General features: G+C 71.9%; 15 protein-coding genes. 10 read left to right on the forward strand and 5 right to left on the reverse strand.

Translation table 11 applies throughout. From position 1 onward, the window contains the following. Positions 1-63: 63 nt before the first annotated feature. The 5 genes from Sspor_RS34200 to Sspor_RS34220 all read right to left on the reverse strand — a co-directional run bounded on the left by Sspor_RS34200 (position 64) and on the right by Sspor_RS34220 (position 11405). Positions 64-525 (reverse strand): nuclear transport factor 2 family protein, encoded by a 462-nt coding sequence (locus Sspor_RS34200; RefSeq protein WP_202202543.1) that lies wholly within the window; start codon positions 523-525, stop codon positions 64-66. A gap of 84 nt (positions 526-609) precedes the next feature. Further along, a complete protein-coding gene (locus Sspor_RS34205; protein ID WP_237404149.1) occupies positions 610-1497 on the reverse strand; it encodes an SDR family oxidoreductase in 888 nt (295 codons plus the stop codon). A gap of 43 nt (positions 1498-1540) precedes the next feature. After that, positions 1541-2953 (reverse strand): phthiocerol/phthiodiolone dimycocerosyl transferase family protein, encoded by a 1413-nt coding sequence (locus tag Sspor_RS34210; RefSeq protein ID WP_202202545.1) that lies wholly within the window; start codon positions 2951-2953, stop codon positions 1541-1543. Next, positions 2950-4131, reverse strand: a complete 1182-nt coding sequence (locus tag Sspor_RS34215; protein WP_202202546.1) for an FAD-dependent monooxygenase — start codon at positions 4129-4131, stop codon at positions 2950-2952. The genes Sspor_RS34210 and Sspor_RS34215 overlap by 4 nt, the downstream gene beginning before the upstream one ends. Then, on the reverse strand, positions 4131-11405 hold the full coding sequence (locus Sspor_RS34220; RefSeq protein ID WP_308445563.1) for a non-ribosomal peptide synthetase: 7275 nt from the start codon (positions 11403-11405) through the stop codon (positions 4131-4133). Before Sspor_RS34220 ends, Sspor_RS34215 begins: the two co-directional genes overlap by 1 nt. 261 nt (positions 11406-11666) lie before the next feature. Here Sspor_RS34220 and Sspor_RS34225 point away from each other — a divergent pair, with 261 nt between their 5' ends. The 10 genes from Sspor_RS34225 (at position 11667) to Sspor_RS34270 (ending at position 21385) form a co-directional block, all read left to right on the forward strand. Beyond that, positions 11667-13043 carry a cytochrome P450 gene (locus Sspor_RS34225; protein ID WP_202202547.1) on the forward strand — a complete coding sequence of 459 codons (1377 nt, stop codon included), beginning with the start codon at positions 11667-11669 and terminating at the stop codon, positions 13041-13043. After that, the gene (ccrA, locus tag Sspor_RS34230; protein WP_202202548.1) at positions 13040-14416 is read left to right on the forward strand and encodes a crotonyl-CoA carboxylase/reductase; all 1377 of its coding nucleotides are present in this window, start codon (positions 13040-13042) and stop codon (positions 14414-14416) included. The genes Sspor_RS34225 and ccrA overlap by 4 nt, the downstream gene beginning before the upstream one ends. A gap of 48 nt (positions 14417-14464) precedes the next feature. Continuing rightward, a complete protein-coding gene (locus Sspor_RS34235) occupies positions 14465-15232 on the forward strand; it encodes a class I SAM-dependent methyltransferase (RefSeq protein WP_237404150.1) in 768 nt (255 codons plus the stop codon). A 1-nt stretch (position 15233) separates the two neighbouring features. Beyond that, complete coding sequence (mtnA, locus tag Sspor_RS34240; protein WP_202202549.1) at positions 15234-16925, forward strand: S-methyl-5-thioribose-1-phosphate isomerase; 1692 nt, start codon at positions 15234-15236, stop codon at positions 16923-16925. Next, positions 16922-17500 carry a 1,2-dihydroxy-3-keto-5-methylthiopentene dioxygenase gene (locus tag Sspor_RS34245; protein ID WP_202202550.1) on the forward strand — a complete coding sequence of 193 codons (579 nt, stop codon included), beginning with the start codon at positions 16922-16924 and terminating at the stop codon, positions 17498-17500. Before mtnA ends, Sspor_RS34245 begins: the two co-directional genes overlap by 4 nt. Then, positions 17497-18186 carry an acireductone synthase gene (mtnC, locus tag Sspor_RS34250; protein WP_202202551.1) on the forward strand — a complete coding sequence of 230 codons (690 nt, stop codon included), beginning with the start codon at positions 17497-17499 and terminating at the stop codon, positions 18184-18186. The genes Sspor_RS34245 and mtnC overlap by 4 nt, the downstream gene beginning before the upstream one ends. Next, a complete protein-coding gene (locus Sspor_RS34255) occupies positions 18183-19028 on the forward strand; it encodes an S-methyl-5'-thioadenosine phosphorylase (protein ID WP_202202552.1) in 846 nt (281 codons plus the stop codon). Before mtnC ends, Sspor_RS34255 begins: the two co-directional genes overlap by 4 nt. Positions 19029-19067: 39 nt before the next feature. Continuing rightward, on the forward strand, positions 19068-19421 hold the full coding sequence (locus Sspor_RS34260) for a tRNA-binding protein (RefSeq protein WP_202202553.1): 354 nt from the start codon (positions 19068-19070) through the stop codon (positions 19419-19421). A gap of 735 nt (positions 19422-20156) precedes the next feature. Next, a complete protein-coding gene (locus Sspor_RS34265) occupies positions 20157-21005 on the forward strand; it encodes a HipA family kinase (RefSeq protein WP_202202554.1) in 849 nt (282 codons plus the stop codon). Continuing rightward, positions 21002-21385: a DUF3037 domain-containing protein gene (locus tag Sspor_RS34270; protein WP_202202555.1), complete on the forward strand. Its 384-nt coding sequence runs from the start codon at positions 21002-21004 to the stop codon at positions 21383-21385. The genes Sspor_RS34265 and Sspor_RS34270 overlap by 4 nt, the downstream gene beginning before the upstream one ends. Positions 21386-21533: the final 148 nt, after the last annotated feature.

Raw genomic sequence — 21533 nt, forward strand, 5'->3', positions numbered from 1 at the left:
GTGGGGGACCGGAGGGTGGGGGACCGGGGGGACCGGGGGACCGGGGCCGGGCCTACGGCCGGGTCAGGAGGCGGCGGCGTTGCCGGCGAGCGCCTGGAGTGCCTGCTTCCAGGGCAGTTCGCCGCCCGCGGCCTCCATGACCAGCCACGGGTTCCAGAAGTCGCGGTAGAGCTTGATCTTGCCGTCCTCGAAGCGGACCACCGACAGGTACGTCTGGGTGTACTGGCCGCCGGTGGCCAGCAGGGTGGCCTCGCCGGTGAACGCGGCGATCACCAGGCCGTCCTCGGCCGTGGCGTAGAACTCCGGCTCGGAGAACTCCACCTTCAGCTGCTGGCCGAACATGGCCATCTGGCCGAGCAGCTGCTCACGGCCCTGCATCCGGCCGGGGAAACCCCAGGCGGGGTAGGGGAATTCGAGGATGCCGTCCTCGGCGAACAGGCCGACCCACTCCTCGACGCGCCCGCTGGAGAGCAGCTCCAGGCTGTGGCGGAAGAGGTCCTTGAGGTCCTGCGGGGAAGTGGTCATGGAGGGACTCTTTCTCTGTGAGGGGTTGCGCAGGGGACAGTGGGGATCCGGGCGGAACGGCCGCCCGGCCGGGCGAGCGGCCGTTCAGGAAGCGTCGGCGGTGACGATGCCGCCGAAGACCTTGTCGATCGCGCGGTCCGGCAGCAGCCGGGCGAGCAGCCGGCCGCCCGTGGCGTCCTTGCCGACCCCGTACCGGGTCCGCGGCCGCTTGCTCACCAGCGCCCGCATCACCGTGCGGGCCACGTCGTCGGCGGTGGTGCCGCTGGTGCGCGCCGCATGCTCGTTGGTCTCCAGGAAGCGCAGGAAGGTGTCGCGGTACAGCTCCGACACCGCCTCCGGGGCATCGTCGAGGGTGCGGGTCGCCTCCAGCGACATCTTGTCCCAGATCGGCGTCATGATCGCGCCCGGCTGAACGACCGACACCGGGATGTCGAACGGCGCCAGCTCGCGCCGGAGCGCGTCGCTGAGGGCCTCCTTGGCGAACTGGGCCGCCGCGTACGCCCCCATGTAGGGGATGGCCACATTGCCCAGACCGGAGGTGATGTTGACGATCCGTCCGGCGCCGGTCCGCAGCAGCGGAAGGAGCCCCTGGATCACCGACAGCTGCCCGACCACGTTCGTGTCGAGCTGGCGGCGCAGCAGCTCGGGGGCGACGCACTCCAGCGGTGCGGTCACCGCGATGCCCGCATTGTTGACCAGGCCGAACAGACCCGCGTCCGCGGTCTCCTCGGCGATCCGGTCCGCGGTGTCGCGGACGGTCGCCTCGTCGGTGACGTCGAGGACGACGGGGGTGAGCCGGGCGGCCCCGGAGGCGGCGAGCCGCTCGGCGTCCTCGGTGCGCCGGACCCCGGCGTAGACCTGGAAGCCGACGCGGGCGAGGTGGCGGGCGCAGGCCTCGCCGAGGCCGGAGGAGGCTCCGGTGATGACGACGGCCTTCCCCTGGGGGGACAGCAGGGGCGTCCTGTTGGGCACAGTGGTTCTCCGGTTCGAGAAGGCTTCTGAAAGTGAGGGGCCGTCAGGATTTGGCGGCGGTGAGGATCGTCTCCAGCGAGGCGTCGGCCAGGCGCTCGGCCCGTTCCGCGGACACGGCACCCTCGACATGGGTGACGTTCCATGCCAGGCGCCCGTGGCTGGTGTTGATCGCGGCGGCGTAGTACGCGTTCACGGACAGGCCCGCGATGAACTCGGCGGAGGAGACCTGCCAGGGGCCGACGGTGTCCGGGAAGTCGTAACGGCCGATGTTGGAGATGCAGAGCGTGATCGGGCCCTTGTCCTCCATGAAGCGCAGGAACCGCTCGCTCCTGGCGACCGACTTGGGAGCCACCGGACGCAGCGTGGCGACCGATGTGAGGGGCGCGCCGCGCCGCCGCGCGCGGGCCAGGTCCCGGCTGATCGACCGGGCCATGGGCCACAGCGAGGCGCCTGGCCGGTAGTCGACCACCGTCGGCACGGTGGCGACGTACGAGCCGATCTCGTCCTCGCGGACCGGCGGCACCAGCTCGTCCCGGAAGGTCATCGGCGAACCGATCGTCAGCGGACCGGGCCGGTCACCGGCATCCTGCGCGACGGCGGTGGCCAGCGCGGCCGCGAGCGCGCCGTGGACCGTCGTCTGCTCGCGCTTGCACGCCTCGACGAGCTCGGCCAGCTGGTCGGCCGGCAGCGAGCGGGGCAGCAGCTGGGTGACGCGCTCCTCGAACGGGACCCGGAGGGTCGGCTCGAAGCGGCGCGGCCGGACCCGCTTGGCCACGCCCTGGTCGGCGATCTGCTGGGCGACGATCTTGCGCACGCCGGCCAGGCCGCGGTGGCTCGCGGGCAGCAGCTGCTCGGGGGCGGGAAGCATCCGCACCGACCGGACCTCCGGCGCGCCCTGGCCGGCGCCGGATCCGTCCTCGTACGAGGCGATCTCGGCAGCGAGTTCGATCCACTGGCGGAGCAGCGTGAGCGCGGTGGTGCCGTCGGCGATGCAGTGCGGCAGCGTCAGCACCAGGTCGTGGACGTCCGGGCCACCGCCGGTGCCGGGGCGGGTGACAATGAGGGCGCGGGCGAGCGGCCCGGTCCGCCAGTTGACGGCGGTGACCAGTTCGTACGTGTTCGCCTCGCTGTGCCAGCGCTCGCCGGCGTCGCCGCTCTCGGCGGAGACGGTGACCGTTCGCAGCGGGATCTCACGACCCGGCGCGGGCCGGAACCGAGGATTGCGGCCCTGCGCGTCGGCGGCGATCGATGCCCGCAGCAGCGGGTGGCGGCGCTGCAGGGCGGCGAGTGCCCGTGCGGCCAGCTCCGCGTCGAACGGCCCGTGCAGCCGGGCGTGGGAAAGGACACAGAGCGGGGAGATCTGGTCGCAGATCCAGTACCACCGCTCCAGCGGGCTGAGCGGGCGGTCCGCCTCTTCGGCTCCGGCGGCTCCGGCCGTCGCGTTCCACTGGCTCATGACCGTACCTCCAGGGTGAAGTCCAGGTACTCGGAATTGGTCTTGTCCAGCACCGACGCAGGGGCGAACCGGAAGAACAGGTCGCGGCCGAGGATGCGCAGTGCCTGCTCGGTCTGCTCCAGGCCACTGAGCGCGTGGGCGCCCTCGACGATCTTCCGGGTACGAGGCTTGCGGGCGGCCTCGTAGGCGCGCAGTCCGCGGCGGGGGTCGTCGCCGGCGGCGACGGCGTCACGCAGGTGGTGGGCGAGAACGACCGCGTCCTCGACGGCCATGCACGCGCCCTGCCCCAAGCTGGTCATCATCGGGTGGGCCGCGTCCCCGAGCAGGGTCACCGGACCGTCGCCCCACTGCTCCAGGAACGGCCTGTCGCGCGCCGGGAAGGCGGAGATCGCCTCTATCGGAGTGGCCTCGACGGCCGCCACCACCTCCGGCGCCCAGCCCGCGTAGGCGGCGAGGATCTCTTCCTTACCACCACGCCAGTCCCGGGCCTGCTCGACCGGCATGTTCTTGGTGCCCCACCAGTAGACCTGGCCGGCGCCTATGTTGGCGATGCCGAAGCGCTTGCCGCGCCCCCAGTAGTGGGCGCCGTACTGCTTGGGCACCCGCGGGTGCGTGAAGTCCGGAGTGGCGACCCAGCACAGGTAGCCGGTCTCCCGGGGCTCCTCCGGCCCGGCCACCTGGGCGCGGATCGCCGAGTTGAAGCCGTCGGCGCCGATCAGCAGGTCGCCACGTGCCTCCCGGCCGTCCTGGAACCGCACGACGACCCCGTCCGAGTCCTGCTCGTAGCCGGTGGCGGCGGCGCCGAGGACGAGCGGGCAGTCGTCGATCTCCTTCAGCAGCAGCTGTTGGAGCAGCGTGCGGGAGACACCGAAGCTGGGCGCACCCAGCCGGTCGCAGAGCTCCTTGAAGTGCAGGGTCCGGATGACCTTGCCCTTGGTGGTGAGGAAGTGCAGCTCCTCCAGGATCTCCGCGTGCTCCTCCATGCGCAGATCGATGCCGAGGGTGCGCAGCGCCAGCACGGCGTTGGTCATGAAGGACAGGGCGCCGCCCGCCGGCTTCAGTTCCCGGGCCCGCTCGTAGACCTCGACGTCCAGACCGACCTTGCGAAGGGTGGCGGCGGCGGTGAGTCCGCCGATACCCGCCCCGACGACGATCGCCTTGATGTTCTTGCCGGCCATCAGTGTGCCGTTCCTTCCTGGGGGGTGTGCTCGATCTCGGTGGTGTCGTGCGGAGTGATGGCCTGGCCGACGGTCTGCACGTACGGCTCGTCCAGGAGCAGCAGGTGGTCGCCGGGCACCTCCACTACGTCGACCCGGCCGCCGGTGAGAGTGGCCCAGCCGTTGGCGGGTGCGGCGTGCAGGGTGCGGGCGGCGCCGTGCATGGGCTTCAGCACGTCCGGCAGCGGAGCGGTCGCCTTGACCAGGGTCAGGTTGATCGGTTCCGGCGCGGGCTTGTAGTCGCGCAGGGAGTTCCAGTTCGCCTTGTAGACCTCGAACAGCCGGCGGATCGCGGTCTGGGCGGTGGCCACCGGGACGATGCCCACGGCCGCCGCGCGCTCGGCGATGTAGTCCAGCCGCCCGTCATCCGTGGTGAGTTCGGCCGGGATCCGGTCCACAGGGGCGCTGCCGCCGCGGTCCACCCAGATCAGCTCCCAGAAGAACCACTCCATCATGGCCTGCTCGGCGACCTCGGGCCGCTCGCCGGGGTCGGGTGCGATGGAGTCCAGCAGGATCAGCTGCGCCAGCTCCGCCTCCCCGGTCCGGCGCAGCTCCCGCGCCATCTCGAAGGCCACGAACCCGCCGAAGGACCAGCCGCCGATCCGGTACGGGCCCTCCGGCTGTACGCGCTTGATCGCATCCAGGTAACTGCGGGCCAGCCCGGCCATGGTGGTGATCGGCACCGTGCCCGGCTCGCCGCCCGCGGCCTGGAGCGCGTACAGCGGCTGGTCGTCGGGCAGGTGCCGGGCCAGACGCACGTAGCAGAGCACGTTGCCGCCCAGCGGGTGGACCAGGAACACCGGGGTACGGCCGGAGCCGTCTGCCGGCCCGGTCTTGATGGGCACCACCGGGTCGAAGGCGGCCACCGCCTCGCCGGAGCGCAGCTTGTCCGCCAGCATCGCGATCGTCGGCGCGGCCACGAACGCGGTCAGCGGCATCCGGACCCCGAACCGCTTCTCGATGGTGACGATCAGCCGCATCGCCGTGAGCGAGGTACCGCCGGCGGCGAAGAAGTCGTCGTGCACCCCGATCCCCGGCCGGTTCAGCATGTCCCCGAAGATCGCGGCGAGGGACTGCTCCAACGCGTCGCGCGGCGGGGTCGGTGCCACTGCGGTACCGGTGTCCAGCTCCCTGCTGCGCAGCGCCGCGTCGTCGCGCTTGCCGCTCGGCGTCATCGGCAGCTTGTCGAGCCACACCAGGTGCGCGGGCACCATGTACTCGGGGAGTACGGCCCGCAGCCGGCTGCGGATCTCGTCCAGGTCGGCCGAGCCCTCCTCGCCGAGCAGGAACCCGACCAGGAAGGAGTCCCCGCCCTCGCCCCGGCGACGGGCCACCACGGCCGCGCTCCGGATGCCCGGGAACTCCTCCGACAGGGCGGTGATGGCGATCTCCACCTCGGCGGGCTCCACCCGGAATCCGCGTACCTTCACCTGGTTGTCGGCCCGGCCGAGCCACACGGTGTCGCCGTCGGGCAGCACCCGCCCCACGTCACCGGTGCGGTAGAGGCGCGCCCCGGCCCGGGTCGGGTGCGGTACGAACCGCTCCTCGGTCAGGTCCGGACGGCCCTTGTAGCCCAGCGCGAGGCAGGCGCCGCCCAGGTAGACCTCCCCGTGCACCCCGGTCGGCACCGGCCTCAGCCCGTCGTCCAGCACGTGGATCTCGGCACCGTCGATGGCCGTGCCGATCGGCGGCAACGCGGGCCAGCCTGCCGGGTCGCCGGACAGCAGGTAGGCGCTGGCGATGTTGGTCTCGGTCGGGCCGTACTGGTTCTCGAGCAGCGTGGGCCGTACGGCGCAGAATCGGCGCAGCTCCTCGGTGACGCGCAACTGTTCCCCGGAGGAGATCAGGATGCGCAGCGCGCGCGGCCGGAGCCCCAGCAGGTCGGAGGCCTCGGCGACGGCCTGCAACGCGACGAACGGCATGAACCAGCGCTCGATCGCCTGCTCGTCCAGAATCCGCAGCAGAACGGCCGGGTCACGGCGGTCGGTGTCGGAGACCAGGTGCAGGGTGCCGCCGCACGCCATCGTGGAGAAGATCTCCTGGAAGGAGACGTCGAAGCTGAGCGGGGCGAACTGCAGGGTGCGGGCGCCGGGCGCGTTGGTCTCGGCGCGCAGCTGCCACTGCGTGTAGTTGGCCCAGAGGCGGTGCGGGAGTTCCACACCCTTCGGCTCGCCGGAAGAGCCCGACGTGAACAGGATCAGGCACAGGCTGTCCAGCGGCAGCGCATCCGGTCCGGCCGCCGTCCCGGCTTCGGCCGAGGCGGCCGCCGCCTCGTCGAATCCGTCCGTGCCCGGCATCGGGATCGTCTCGACCGGCAGCACCAGCTCCGGGTCCGGCACCAGGCCCGCGTGCGCGGCGTGCGTGATCACCCGGAACGGCTCAGCCCGCTCGATCATCCGGGCGATCCGCTCGGCCGGATAGCTCACGTCGAGCGGCACGCAGGCCGCACCGGCCCGCAGTACGCCGATGACGGTGGCGATCATCTCCGGGGAGCGGTCCAGCGCGATGCCCACGCCGACCCCGGCCGGTGCGCCCAGTTCCCGCAGCCGGGCCGTGACCTGGGCGGCGGCCCGGTCCAGGTCGCGGTAGGTCCAGCAGACGCCGCCGAAGACCACGGCCTCCGCGTCGGGCTGCCGGGCCGCCATCGCGGTGAACCGGCTCATCACGTCCGCCGGCTCGGGGGCCGGGTTCGCCGGCAGTTCGCCGTCGGCCGTCAGGAAGTCGAAGCCCGGCGCCTCCTCGGGGTGTTCCACGATCCGGCGCAGCACGGCGGTGAAACCGTCGGCGAGCAGTGCGGCCTGCACGGCGGTGTAGGAGCGGCCCGCGCAGTTCAGCCGGAGCCGGACCCGACCGTCGCGCGGGTCCACGATCGCGTTGGTGAGCAGACCGAAGTTGGTCTCCTCGTAGGTGGTCAGGTCCAGCAGTTCCAGCCGGTCGGTGCCCAGCACCGTCTCCAGGTTGTGCAGCCGGACGAAGGTGAACGCGGTGTCCAGCAGGGGGGCGCCGCCCCGGTCGCTCTGCACCGCGCTGAGCGGGTATGCCCGGTACGGGTGCGAGTCCCGCTCCTGGCGGACCACGTCCCGCACCACCTCCAGCCAACTGGCCTGCCCGCCGCCCAGCCGGAACGGCATGGTGTTGAGGAAGAGTCCTGCCAGCCGGTCGGAATCGGCGACCTCCGGGCGGCCGTGCGTGACCAGGCCGGTGGTGATGTCCGCGGAGCCGGACAGCAGCCGCAGGGTCAGGCAGTGCGCGGCGAACAGCACCAGCCGCAGCGGCACCGCGTGTTCCCGGGCGAACTCCTGTACCCCCCGCTCGAGATCCGCGGGCAGCTCGATGTGGTGGACGATGCCTTCGCCCGGGTTCGGCGCCTCGTACGGCACGAACGGGTCGAGCTGCACGAGCTCCGCCCCGTCGAGCAGGGTGCCCCAGTACTCCTTGGCCTCCGCGGACTCCAGCAGCGCCCGCTCCTGGCGGACGTGTTCGGCGGTGGACGGCAGCGCCCGGTCCGGGACCGGCTCGACGGGCGCGCCCAGGCCGTGCAGGTAGTCCTGGAGCAGCTCGCTCATCAGGTTGGCGACGCTCCAGCCGTCCAGGATCGCGTGGTGGAAGCTGAGCACCAGGTCCACCAGGCCCCCGCGGGCGTGCACCCGGGTGTGGTGCAGTCCGGGACGCTCGTAGTCGTAGGGGTGGTGGCGGCGCTCCTCGATGTGCGCGAGAACGTCCGCCTCGGCCGCCTCCTCGGTCACGCCGCGCAGGTCGGTGACGTCGAGAGCGCCGGTGACCCGGGGGTGCACGATCTGCAGCGGCTCGGTGTACCCGCCGAGGGAGAAGGAGGACCGCAGCACCGGGTGACGCTCCACCAGCCGGCCGTACGCCGCGCGGAAGGCCTGCTCGTCCCAGTCGACGCGCAGCCGGTAGCGGAAGACGTCCCGGTAGACGGTGGTGCTTCCCTCTTCGCTGCCGTGGTACAGCATGCCCAGGTGCAGCCGGGTGGCCGGGTACGCGTCGACCGCGCCCAGGCCCAGCAGTCGGGCCTTGTCCATGCCGGTGACGAGCGCGAACGGCTCGGGCGCCGGGGCCTGGGCCGCGGCCTGCACATCGACCGGGCGGACCTGCGGGGCGAGCGTGGCAATGGTGGTGTACCGGACCATGTCGGGGAGGGTGACGGCCAGGCGGAGCTTCTCGGCGGCCGCCCGGACCCGCAGCATGGTGATGGAGTCGCCGCCGAGCACGAAGTAGTCGTCGTGGACGGAAACGCGCTCGACGCCGAGCACCTCGGACCAGATCTCCGCCAGGGCCTGCTCGGTCGCGTCGCGCGGGGCGGTGTACTGTCCCGCGGCCGCACCGGTGGTCTGGTCGGGCACCGTCCGGATCAGGGCCCGCCGGTCGGCCTTGCCGTTGGGGGTCAGCGGGATCGAGTCGATCCGCACGAACCGGGCCGGAATCATGTAATCGGGGAGGCCGCGGGCGAGTTCGGAGCGCAGACCGGCCGGATCCAGCTCGGTGTCGGCGACGTACGCGCCGATCAGGGAGCCGCCGCGGTCCTGCGTGACCCGGTGCAGCACCACTGCGCCGCGCACCTCGGGCACGAGCGACAAGCGGTGCTCGACCTCGCCCAGCTCGATGCGGTTGCCGCGGATCTTGACCTGGCCGTCGATCCGGCCCAGGTACTCCAGAGTGCCGTCGGCGAGCCGGCGGGCCAGGTCCCCGGTGCGGTACAGGCGCGCGCCGGGCGTGAACGGGTGCTCGATGAAGGCCCGGTGGGTCAGCTCGGGCCGGCCCAGGTAGCCGCGGGCGAGGCCGACACCGGCGATGCACAGCTCGCCGGGGGCGCCCACCGGCTGCGGGTTTCCGTACGGATCGAGCACGTGCAGTTCGGTGTTGTCGATGGGCCGGCCGATCGGGACCCGGTCCAGGGCGACGTCCGGGTCGGCGGGGCAGTCCCAGTACGACACGTCCACGGTGGCCTCGGTGGGCCCGTACAGGTTCACCAGCGACGGCACCGGCAGGCCGGCCGCGGCGAAGATCCGGTTGAAGCGTTCGACCTGCTCCGGCGGCAATGCCTCGCCGGAACAGAAGACCCGGCGCAGCGAGGCGGCCCGCCCCGTCAGCTCCGGCCGGTCCCCGAGCAGCTGGAGGAACTGCCCGAACATCGACGGCACGAAGTGCATCACGGTCACGGTCCGGGCCTCGATCGTGCCCAGCATCTCCAGCGGGTCCTTCTCGGCACCCGGCGCGAGCAGGGTCAGCCCGGCCCCGGCCAGCTGCCACCAGAACAGCTCCCACACCGACACGTCGAAGGAAACGGGTGTCTTCTGGAGCAGTACGTCACCCTCCCCGACGGGGTAGCAGCGCTGCATCCAGTTCAGCCGGTTGACCACCGACCGGTGCTCGACCATCACGCCCTTGGGACGGCCGGTGGAGCCCGAGGTGTACAGGACGTACGCGAGGCTGCGCGGACCGGCGAGCTCCGGCAGCGCCCCGGCCGGCACCTCGGGCAGGACCTCGTCGGCCCGCCGGACGACGGTGCCGAGCCCCTCGGGCAGCGTGGGCGCCCCCGGGCCGGTCAGCACGGCGCGCGCCCCGCTGTCCTCCAGCAGCAGCCGGATCCGGTCGGCCGGGTAGCCCGGGTCGACCGGCACGTAGGCGGCTCCGGCCTTCAGCACACCGAGGATCGCGGGCAGCAGCGCGGGCGAGCGCTCCATCAGGACCGCGACCCGGTCACCCGGTTCCACGCCGTCGCCGCGCAGCGCGTACGCCAGCCGGGCGGCCCGGTCCTCCAGCTCGGCGTAGCTGAGGCGGTCGTCGGGGCCCGGGCCGGTCACGGCGGTCCGGGCCGGGGTGCGGGCGGCCTGCGCGGCGAACAGGCCGTGCAGGGTGGCGTCCTCGGGGAACTCGGCAGCCGTGCGGTTGTGTCCCTCGACCAGCTCGGCCCATTCCTTGGGGTCGAGTGCGGTCAGCGTGGAGACCGGGCGGTCGGGAGCCTCCAGCGCGGCCAGTACCAGGTTCCGCACGTGCCGGCCGAACGCTTCCACCGGGAAGTCGGTGTCGAAGACGTCGGTGGCGTAGTCGAGTTCGACCAGGACGTCCTCGCCGTCCGCGATCTCGTTCACGACCACCGCGAGCACGTCGTGGTCGTGGGCGCGGGTGGCGCCGGTGGTCTGCGCGGTCGTGCCGGGGAGTTCGCGGGCGGCCGGCCACTGCACGTACGACAGGGTCACGTCGAACAGGGCCCGTTGGGCTCCGCCGCCGACCGCGGGAACCTCGCGCAGCACCTCGCCCAGCGGGAACCGCTCGTGGCGCTGCAGTTCGCGCGAGCCGCGCAGCACGGCGGCGACCAGCTCGGTGAAGGTGTCGGTGCCGGCGGCCCGCACGGGCATCGGCAGGGTGTTGGCGAACTGGCCGACCGTACGACGCTGGGCCTGGCCCCGCCGGTTGAACAGGGGAACGCCCAGCACCACGTCCTCGGTCAGGTGGGTCCGCGACAGGTGCACGGCGAACGCCGCCGCGATGAACGCGAACGGCGACTCGCCGCGTTCCCGGATCCGGGCGACGGCGGCATGCGGCAGGGCGAAGGAGTGCCGGGCCGAGGTGCGCTGCCCGCTGGGCGCGCGGCGCGTGAACAGCGGCGGCTCGACGCCCGCCAGCGCGGTACTGAAGTGCTCCCGGTCCTTGGCGTACTGGGCGGAGGCGCGGTAGCGCTCCTCGTCCTCCAGCGCGGCAAGGGCCGAGGGCTCCGGCTCCCGGTCCGGCTCCTCGCCCGCGGCCACCGCGACGGTCTGCGCGAGCAGCAGGTTCAGCGCCCAGGCGTCCGCCAGGATGTGGTGCGCCTTGACGAAGACGTGGACGGCGTCCGGGCCCTCCTTGAGTACCGCCAGCTCGCAGGCCGGGCCCTCGCCGAGGGTGAACGGCCGGTCGTACGAGGCCTCGATCCACTCGGTGATCCGGGCCCCGGCATCCGGCCCGGCGCCGGTGAAGTCCAGCACCTCGACCCGCGGAGCGACCGCGCCGGCCCGCTGCTGCGGAATTCCGTCCACCTCGCGGAACTCCAGCCGCAGCGCGTCATGCCGTGCCGCGGCGGAACCGAGGGCGGCGGCGAATACCGCCGGATCCACCTGCCCGGCAAACCGGCGTGAAATATACAGATTGAACTGCGGCAACCGCGGGAACAGCGAATTCGCCACCCAGATGTCTCGCTGGTAGGCCGTCAACGGTGACCACACGGATGAATTCACGGTTCCCCTGCTCAGTCGTTCTCAGGACATGGACTTGCAGGTCACACCCTGCACAGACACGGTCCGGGCCATCCAGAAAGCCAGATGCCTGGTACTCCCAGTACCAGGCGCGGCATCACCCGGTTCGGAACACCAGGGAATTCCGTCCCTGGATGATCCAGAAAAATGCGGACACTCTGTAAACCCCCCTGGCGGAGGCGTCCTTTCCGTGGCAAGAATCCTGAAGTCGCACCGCAGATCCGTCGGCCGGAAAGGAACTCGATGAGCAGGGAAGTACCGTTGGTTGCCGGACACCCTCTTCTCGGATCGCTCAAGGAGCTGCGGGAGGATGTCCTCGCGGCTTACCTCCGGGCCCAGCGCTCCGTGGGTGACGTGGTGAGGTTCCAGGCCGGCCCGCCCGGCCTGCGTACCGAGGTCTACGGTGTCTTCTCGGCCGACGGGGTCCAGCAGGTGCTCGGATCGCAGGCCGCGAATTTCCGCAAGGACAATCCGACGTATGATGAGATAAGGGAATCCGTCGGAAACGGCCTGCTCACCAGTCAGGACGACGAGTACGTTTTCCAGCGGCGGATGGTCCAGCCGCTGTTCACGCGGCGCCGGGTGGACGAGTACGCCACCGCCGTACGCGCCGAGGCCGTTCGGACCGTGGCCGGCTGGAAATCATCCTCCGATGGCGTCGTGGACGTGTCGTCGGAAATGACTGAATTCGGACTGCGGGCTGTCGCACGCATCCTCTTCGGTGCCGACATCGACACCGCGATCGATGTCATACGACGGCGATTTCCGGTCATCGGCGAGAGCGTGCTCCGCCGCGGTGTCTCCCCGGTCCGGCTGCCCCGGACCTGGCCGACCCCTGCCAACCGCCGCACCATCGCCGCCCAGCGGGAGCTGTACGACGTGTGCGACCGGATCATCGCCCAGCGCGCTGCCGACGGCGAGCACGACGGCGACGACATGATCTCCCTGCTGGTCCGGGCCCGTGACGAGGACGGCTCCGGGCTCACCGCCGACGCGGTCCGCGACCAGATCCTGATCTTCCTGCTGGTCGGGCACGACACCACCGCGACCTCCCTCGCGTTCGCCCTCCACCTGCTCGCGGGCCACCCCGAGGCAAGGGCCCGGGCCCGCGCCGAGGTGGACACCGTCCTGGCCGGCCGGCCCGTGACGGCCGAGGACACGGAAGCGCTCACGTACCTCAACCAGCTGCTGAAGGAGACGATGCGGCTCTACCCGGCCGCTCCCATCATCGGCCGCCGGGCCTTCGCCGACGCCGACGTGAGCGGATTCCGCATCCCCGCCGGGGCCGACGTCTACCTCACGCCCTGGGTCACGCACCGCCACCCGGACTACTGGGAGCGGCCCGAGACGTTCGACCCGGAGCGTTTCACCCCGGACCAGGAGGCGGCCCGTCCGCGCTACGCCTGGTTCCCCTTCGGTGGCGGCCCCCGCGCCTGCATCGGCCAGCACTTCTCGATGATGGAGGCGTGCGTGGCGCTGGCCACCGTCCTTCAGCGCTACGACGTCGAGGCCTACGACCCGCCCGGCCACACCACCCCCGTCGCATTGGGCATGGCCCTGCGCCCCGCCGGTCCGCTCCGCGTCCGGGTGACCGCCCGCACGACGGAGGCGGCCGCGTGAAGCACGTGCGCGAGGCGCTCCTGGCCGCGGACCGCACCCCGGCGGACATCGCCGCCCTGCCGCTGCCCGAGTCCTACCGGGCCATGGTGCTGCGGGCCGAGGACGCCTCCATGTTCGAGGGCATCCCCAGTCACGAGAAGGACCCGCGCAAGTCCCTGCACCTGGACCAGGTCCCGGTGCCGGAACTGGGCCCGGGCGAGGCCCTGGTGGCCGTCATGGCCTCCTCGGTCAACTACAACACGGTGTGGAGTTCGATCTTCGAGCCAGTGCCGACGTTCGCCTTCCTCCAGCGGTACGGGCGCACCTCCGACCTGGCCCGCCGCCACGATCTGCCGTACCACGTCGTCGGTTCCGACCTCGCGGGCGTCGTGCTGCGCACCGGCCCCGGCGTCAACGCCTGGAACCCGGGCGACGAGGTCGTCGCGCACTGCCTCTCGGTCGAGCTGGAGTCCTCGGACGGCCACAACGACACGATGCTCGACCCCGAGCAGCGCATCTGGGGCTTCGAGACCAACTTCGGCGGCCTGGCGGAGATCGCGCTCGTCAAGTCGAACCAGCTGATGCCCAAGCCCGGCCACCTCAGCTGGGAGGAGGCCGCCTCCCCCGGCCTGGTCAACTCCACCGCCTACCGCCAGCTGGTCTCCCGCAACGGCGCCGCCATGAAGCAGGGCGACAACGTCCTGATCTGGGGCGCCAGCGGCGGCCTCGGCAGCTACGCCACCCAGTTCGCCCTGGCCGGCGGCGCCAACCCGATCTGTGTCGTCTCCTCCCCGGAGAAGGCCGACATCTGCCGGGCCATGGGCGCCACGGCGGTCATCGACCGCAAGGCCGAGGGTTACAAGTTCTGGAAGGACGAGAACACCCAGGACCCGCGCGAGTGGAAGCGCTTCGGCTCGAAGATCCGCGAGCTGACCGGCGGCGAGGACATCGACATCGTCTTCGAGCACCCGGGCCGCGAGACCTTCGGCGCGAGCGTCTACGTCACCCGCAAGGGCGGCACCATCACCACCTGCGCCTCGACCTCCGGCTACATGCACCAGTACGACAACCGCTACCTGTGGATGTCCCTCAAGAGGATCGTCGGCTCGCACTTCGCGAACTACCGCGAGGCGTGGGAGGCCAACCGCCTGGTGGCCAAGGGCAAGATCCACCCCACCCTGTCGAAGGTCTACTCCCTGGAGGACACCGGGCAGGCCGCCTACGACGTCCACCGCAACCTCCACCAGGGCAAGGTCGGCGTCCTCGCCCTCGCCCCCGAAGAGGGCCTGGGCATACGCGACCACGAGATGCGCGCCCGACACCTCGACGCGATCAACCGCTTCCGCCCCGCACCGACGGAGCGGACCGATGAACCCAGCCGACCCGAGCAGTGAGACCCACGAGCCAACCGGCGCCGGGCGTTTCCGAGAGGTGAAATAGCTTTGGAATCCACCGCATTCGCAGCAGCTGTGGAAGGTGGCACGAGCGGAACCCTCCCCGTGGGCTCCTTCTACCGCGACGGCGGCGCGCCCGCCATCATGCGCGCCGCCCACTTCCCCGACGAACTGCTGTCCTACCTTCAGATGGAGGGGCTCGCGGCCCTGGAGTCCGCCACCCGCCACCGCTGCGACAGCCTCGTCGAACACGGCTGTTACGACGGCCGGGCCCTGGAGGTCGCGCGCGCCGCCGGCCTGCCCTACCTGGGCATCGACATCAGCCCCGGTGCCATCGCCGCGCTGGCCCACCGGGTCGGCGCGGAGGGTCTGAACGGCCAGGCTCGCGCCCTCGTCGGCGACATCCTGCACAACGGCTCCTGGGTCACCGAGGTCGTCGGCCGGCGCCCGCTCCAGCTGCTTCCCTTCAACCTGCTGGGCAACTTCGCCGAGCCCGAGAAGGTGCTCGCGAGCATCGCCGCGGTCGGCGGGGTAGGGGTGATCTCCGTCTTCAACGAGCAGCCTTGGACCCACGAGGTCCGCCGGGCCTACTACACCGCCTGCGGCATCGAGCGGCTGGACGAGACCGCCGGTGAGTACGGGGGCGTCGTCTTCCGGGGCGACGGAGGTTTCGCCTCCCAGTCCTTCAGCGAGGAGGGGCTGCTCCGACTGCTCGGCACGGTCGACGCGACCGTCCTGAACCGCACCGGCAACCGCCTGGGCCAGTGCGTCACCGTACGCCTGGGCAGCCGGCTCGATACCGATCCGGAGGACTGAGATGACCCCCGAACCGACGGCCACCGCCCGCTCGCCGCGCCCGTCACTCCAGTGGTCGGACGGGGCGGTGCTCGTCGTCGACCAGCGGGCCCTGCCGCACGAGTACCGGCAGCTACGGCTGGAGACCGTCGACCAGCTGGTCGACGCCGTCCGGTCGCTCGCCGTGCGCGGCGCCCCCGCCATCGGCCTGGCCGGCGCGCTGGGCGTGGCCATGTCCGCCTTCCGGCACACCCGGACGGGCAGACTGGACGAGTCGGCCGTCCGTGCCGACGCCGCCCGGATCGCCTCCGCCCGGCCCACCGCCGTCAATCTGGCCTGGGCCGTGGAACGCGTCCTCGGCGTGCTCGGCGGCGGCGCGCAGGCTGTGCTCGACGAGGCGCTGGCCATGCTGGACGAGGACATCGCCGTCAACCGGGCCGCCATAGACCAGGCCGCCGACCTGGTGCTCTCCCTCACCCCGGACCGCCCCCTGCGGATCCTGACGCATTGCAACACCGGACGGCTGGCCACCGCCGCCCTCGGCACCGCCCTCGGCACGATCGTCGAACTGGCCGAACGCGGCCGGGTCGAGGAGGTCCTCGTCGACGAGACCCGGCCGCTGCTCCAAGGCGCCCGGCTGACCACCTGGGAGCTGGCCGAGGCAGGCGTCCCCTACCGGCTGTGCGTGGACTCCGCCGCGCCCGCCGCGATGGCACGGGGCCTGGTCGACGTCGTCCTGGTCGGTGCCGACCGGATCGCCGTCAACGGGGACGTCGCCAACAAGATAGGCACGTACGGACTGTCGGTCGCCGCCGCCCGCCACGGCATCCCCTTCATCGTGGTCGCGCCCGAGTCCACCCGGGATCCGGCGCTTCCCGACGGCTCGGGGATCGTCATCGAAGAGCGGTCCGCACACGAAGTGACCCACGTGGCGGGCACCGCCGTCGCCCCCGCCGGGGCCGGCGCGTACAACCCCGCCTTCGACGTCACCCCGGGCGAGCTGATCACCGCCGTGGTCACCGAAAAGGAGACCATGCGCCCGGCCGCCACCCGGCAGCGGCTCGGCACGGAACTGGCCCGTTTCTCCCGGCAGCTCTACGAACGGGGCTGGATGCCCGGCACCTCCGGGAACCTCTCGGTACGGCTGCCCGGTGAATCCGGGCACGCCCTGATCACCGCCAGCGGCCGGGACAAGGGTGACCTGACCGCCACCGACGCAGTCCTCGTAGACGCCCGGACCGGCGAGAAGACCGAGGAGAGCGCGCTGCGCGCCTCCGCCGAAACCGCCATCCACGCCGCCGTCTACCGGGCCACCGGCGCGGGCGCCGTCATCCATGTGCACGCGCCGTACGCCACCGCCGTGGCCACCGCCACCGGCTCGGCCGACGGTCCGCGGACGGTCGAGCCGGCCGGGTGGGAGCTCCTCAAGGGGCTCGGCCTGGCCGACCCGTCCCGCGCCGCCCTGCCGGTCTTCCCCAACCACCCCGACGTACCGAGGATCGCCGCCGAGGTGGAGGCGTACCTCAGGGCCCCGGTGCCGGACGCCGGCCCGGAGCGGATACCCGGCCTGCTGATCGCCGGGCACGGGGTGACCGTCTGGGGCCAGGACCTGTCCCAGGCCCGCAACCGGCTCGAATGCGTCGAGTCCATCTGCCACCAGATCGTGCTCGCCGGCGCCCACGCCCCCGTCCACGCCCAAGGAGGCCTTCGATGACCCTGCTCCATGTGATGCCGGACGACGCGCCGGACACCGTGCTCCTGCGCACCCGCGACGCCGACGAGATCGCCTCGGCCCTGCGCGAGCACTCCGTCGTGCTGCGCCACTGGGAGGTGCGCGGCCCGGTCTTCCCGGGCACCGACCCCGCCGAGGTACTGGAGCGCTACCGCGCCGAGGTGGACGCGCTCTCCACCGCCGAGTCGCTGAGCCTCGTCGACATCGTTCAGCTGCACCCCGAGGACTCCGACGCCTGGCGGGAGAAGGCCGCCGCCGCACGTGTCACCTTCCTGGAGGAGCACCGGCACACCGAGAACGAGGTCCGCTTCTTCGCGCACGGTACCGGCTGCTTCTACCTCCACCTGGACGGCAAGGTGCTCGCTGTCGTGTGCGAGGCCGGTGACCTGCTGTCCGTACCGGCGGGCACCACCCACTGGTTCGACATGGGCCCGGTCCCGGAGTTCTGCGCGATCCGCTTCTTCGAACGCGAGGACGGCTGGGTCGGAGACTTCACGGGCGACCCCATCGCGCAGCGCTTCCCCCGTCTGGACGCCCTGCTGGCGGCCTCCGGATGACCACCTTCACGGCCGGGGCGGTGGTCCTCGACATCGAGGGCACCACCGGCTCGGCCGCGCACGTCCGCGAGGTCCTCTTCCCCTACGCCCGACAGCGGATCGCCGACTGGTTTGCCGTGCACAGGGGCACGGCGCGCCACGCCGAGCTGGTCCGGGCGACCGGCGCGGCCGAGGAGTCGGATGCCGTACGCATCCTGACCGAATGGGCCGACACGGACGTCAAGGCCGCCCCGCTCAAGGCGGTCCAGGCCCTGATCTGGGCCGCGGGGTACGCCGACGGCAGCCTGCACGGGCACGTGTACGAGGACGTGCCCGGCGCGCTCGCGGCCTGGGCCGACGCGGGAATCGGCCGCTGGGTCTACTCGTCCGGGGCCCGTCCCGCGCAGCGCGACTGGTTCTCCCACACCGCGTACGGGGACCTCACCCGCCACCTCGACGGCTACTTCGACCTGGAGAACACCGGGCCCAAGCAGGACCCGGGCTCCTACCACCGGATCGGGCGCACTCTCGGAGTCCCGGCCGGGCAGATCCTCTTCCTCAGCGACGCGCCGGCAGAGCTGGCCGCCGCGGCCGAAGCCGGCTGGCAGACCGTACGGGTTCACCGTCCCGAGGACCCGCCGGTCGCCGAGCCCGGCCCTCACCCCACCGTCCAGACCCTGACCGAGATCCAGGTGGTACGACCATGAACACGACATCCGACTCCGCGCAGCCGGATACCCCGGCGGACATCCGGGCCGCTATCGGTGCGGAAATAGGCGTCATCGGCGGCAGCGGCTTCTACCAACTGCTCGACGGCGCCGAACAGATCAAGGTCACCACGCCGTACGGTGACCCGTCGGCGCCACTCTCGGTCGGCACGGTGGCGGGCCGCCGGGTGGCCTTCCTTCCCCGGCATGGCCACGACCACGAGTTCCCGCCCCACGAGATCAACTACAGGGCGAACATCTGGGCCATGCGCGCCGCCGGCGTCCGTCAGATCCTCGCGCCCTGCGCGGTCGGCTCCCTCCGCCGCGAGCTGGCGCCCGGCACCATCGTCGTCCCCGACCAGCTGGTCGACCGGACCAGCGGCAGGATCCAGACGTTCTTCGACCGGGGTGCGGTGCACGTGCCGTTCGCGGACCCCTACTGCGCGCACGGCACGGCGGCGATCTCCGAGGCGGGCGGTTCCGGGGTGCGCACCGGCGGCGCCATGGTCGTCATCGAGGGCCCGCGCTTCTCCACCCGCGCGGAGTCCCAGTGGTATGCGGCCCAGGGCTGGTCCCTGGTCAACATGACGGGCGCCCCCGAAGCGGTCCTCGCCCGCGAACTGGCGGTCTGCTACACCTCGCTGGCGCTCGTCACCGATCTGGACGCGGGTCTGGACGCCGACGAGAGCGTCTCCCAGGACGAAGTCTTCAAGGTTTTCGCCGCCAACATCGAGCGGCTTCGCGAAATCGTCCTGAAGACCGTGGAACTCCTGCCGGCCGAGCGCACCTGCCGCTGCGCCCAGACGCTCGACGGGATCCGCCTCCCCTTTGAACTACCGTAGCCCCACAGACTTTTGGACGATTCGGAACAGAGCGAGCAGATGAGCGACGACACCACCCCCAAGCCCCAGACGGACCCGGCCCACTTCTTCTCCACCGACATCCGGGTCGGCCGCATCCTGACGGTCGAGGAGTTCCCGGCGGCTCGAAAGCCTGCCTACAAGATCACGGCGGACTTCGGCCCGGCCGGCGTGCTGGCCACCAGTGCCCAGGTCACCAACTACAGTCCCGCGGAACTCAAGGACCGTCTGGTCATCGGCGTGATCAACCTGGGGAAGAAGCGGATCGCCGGTTTCACCAGCGAGTTCCTGATCCTCGGCTCATACGACGAGGAGGGCGCGGTCCACCTGCTGTCGCCGGAGCCGGTGGCCGCGCCGGGCCATGTCATCGGCTGACGCGCTGCCGGAGCCGCTGCCGACGGGCCTGCCGGACGTCCACCTTGCCCCGGTGGCCCCCGGGCTGGCGCACGCGGAGCGCCACGCGGGGATCCTGAAGCGGCGGAGCGGGCCCGGCCGGCCCGCTTCGCCGCCGCGGCGGACCGCGACCGATACCTGACCGCGCACGTGGCGCTGCGGATCCTGCCGGGCGAACGGCTCGGGGAGCGCCCCGAAGACGTACCCGTCACCCACGCCGCGTGCGTCGGCTGCGGCGGCCCCCGCGGCCGGCCGGTGGTCCCGGCCGACCCGGTCCACCTCGGCGCCGGCCTCCAGACCGACCCCACCACCCTCCTCCTGGGGACGGCCCCCACCCCGCGCGCCCACCCGGCCTGGCATCTCACCCCGATCCCGACCCCCTCCCGCTCCATGGAGGGCTGGAGCAGGATCCGGACCGATAGGCCAGGGCAGCGGCTTCCGACCTCAGGGTGGCGTGTCGATTGCCCAGGCGTCGACACCGGCCCGGGCTGTCCGTCTGTCAGACCTGACGCCGTCAGCGCGCCCGGAATCCCGGTGGGTTGCGACGATCACGACACCTACCCTGGCCGGGGATCCCCCCGATACCCGGTGGGGAGCGGGACACTGACGGAAACTCCCCAGATTCTCCCCAGGGCCCGAGGCTGCCAAGCCGAAGGGACACGCAGGAGGAGAGTGTTCCTTTGAACGCAAGGCTGAATGAACGGATACCCTGGGAAAATGCTTACAGAAGTGGCGGCGACTCGCTATGTCACTCCCTTGAGGGAGGGTGGATCGCTCCCCGGAATCGTCGAGGCCGACGACCTGGGTACCTACGTCATGAAGTTCACCGGAGCCGGCCAGGGCCGCAAGACCCTGGTCGCCGAGGTCATCTGCGGCCGGCTGGCCCAGCGGCTGGGGCTGCGCGTCCCGCGGCTGGTGCAGATGCAGCTCGACCCCGTCATCGGGCTTGGCGAGCCCGACCAGGAGGTCCAGGAGCTGCTCAAGGCCAGCGGCGGGCTCAACCTCGGCATGGACTACCTGCCCGGCTCGATCGGCTTCGATCCGCTGGCGTACCAGGTGGACCCGGTCGAGGCGGGCCGCGTCATCTGGTTCGACGCCCTCGTCAACAACGTCGACCGCTCGTGGCGCAACCCGAACATGCTCGTCTGGCACGGCGACCTCTGGCTCATCGACCACGGCGCCACCATGATCTGGCACCACAACTGGCCCACCGCCACGGCGGCGGCCGCCAAGCCCTACAACGCCTCCGACCACGTACTGGCCCCGGTCGGCCCGGACATCGCCGCCGCGGCCGCCGCGCTCGCGCCGCTGGTGACCGAGGAACTGCTGGTGGAGGTCGCGGCCGACGTCCCCGACGCATGGCTGGTCGACGAGCCGGGCTTCGACTCCACCGACGCGCTGCGCCGCGCCTATGTGGAGGCGCTGCTGCCGCGCGCGGCCACGATCCACGAGAGGATCTCGCTGGAGATCGAGGTGAAGGTGCCCGCCGGTCCCCCCGGCTGGCTCACCGACCACCTGCCGGAATGGCCCCACAAGACCCACAAGAAGAAGAGCGGCAGCGAGTGACCAAGCGGGACGTGTTCGAGTACGCGCTGGTGCGTGTGGTGCCCCGGATGGAACGGGGCGAGTGCTTCAACGCCGGCGTGATCGTCTACTGCCGGGCGCACACGTACGTCGCCGCGCGCACCCACCTCGACGAGGCGAAGCTCCTCGCGCTGGACCCCGGGGCCGACGTGGCCGGGGTACGGGCCGCCCTGCGCGGCGTCGAGGGCGTGTGCGGCGGCGGCGCCGGGGCGGGGCAGGCGGCGGGTGACGACGCGGGGCGGCGGTTCCGCTGGCTGATCGCACCGCGGAGCACCGTCGTGCAGCCGGGTCCGGTGCACACCGGCCTGACGGCCGATCCGGCGGCGGAGGTGGAGCGACTGCTGGACCTGCTGGTGCGCTGAGCGGCGCGGTGCCGCCGCGGGGTCGGCGCGGTGCCGGTGCGGCGGGGCGGCACCGCATGGCGTTGACACCGGGTGCCAGGGCTCCTAGCGTCTCCTCAGCTGAAGCTACTAAGCGGTTGCTCACCTCTGGGCGGCCGCCTCTCAAGGG

It is taken from the genome of Streptomyces spororaveus, from assembly GCF_016755875.1.
Classification (GTDB): Bacteria; Actinomycetota; Actinomycetes; order Streptomycetales; family Streptomycetaceae; genus Streptomyces; species Streptomyces spororaveus.

What these genes read in the sequence shown, in the direction of transcription:
- Sspor_RS34200 (WP_202202543.1), bottom strand. Translation starts at nt 525, where the DNA reads ATGACCACTTCCCCGCAGGACCTCAAGGACCTCTTCCGCCACAGCCTG.
- Sspor_RS34210 (WP_202202545.1), bottom strand. Translation starts at nt 2,953, where the DNA reads ATGAGCCAGTGGAACGCGACGGCCGGAGCCGCCGGAGCCGAAGAGGCG.
- Sspor_RS34215 (WP_202202546.1), bottom strand. Translation starts at nt 4,131, where the DNA reads ATGGCCGGCAAGAACATCAAGGCGATCGTCGTCGGGGCGGGTATCGGC.
- Sspor_RS34225 (WP_202202547.1), top strand. Translation starts at nt 11,667, where the DNA reads ATGAGCAGGGAAGTACCGTTGGTTGCCGGACACCCTCTTCTCGGATCG.
- mtnA (WP_202202549.1), top strand. Translation starts at nt 15,234, where the DNA reads ATGACCCCCGAACCGACGGCCACCGCCCGCTCGCCGCGCCCGTCACTC.
- Sspor_RS34245 (WP_202202550.1), top strand. Translation starts at nt 16,922, where the DNA reads ATGACCCTGCTCCATGTGATGCCGGACGACGCGCCGGACACCGTGCTC.
- mtnC (WP_202202551.1), top strand. Translation starts at nt 17,497, where the DNA reads ATGACCACCTTCACGGCCGGGGCGGTGGTCCTCGACATCGAGGGCACC.
- Sspor_RS34255 (WP_202202552.1), top strand. Translation starts at nt 18,183, where the DNA reads ATGAACACGACATCCGACTCCGCGCAGCCGGATACCCCGGCGGACATC.
- Sspor_RS34260 (WP_202202553.1), top strand. Translation starts at nt 19,068, where the DNA reads ATGAGCGACGACACCACCCCCAAGCCCCAGACGGACCCGGCCCACTTC.
- Sspor_RS34265 (WP_202202554.1), top strand. Translation starts at nt 20,157, where the DNA reads ATGCTTACAGAAGTGGCGGCGACTCGCTATGTCACTCCCTTGAGGGAG.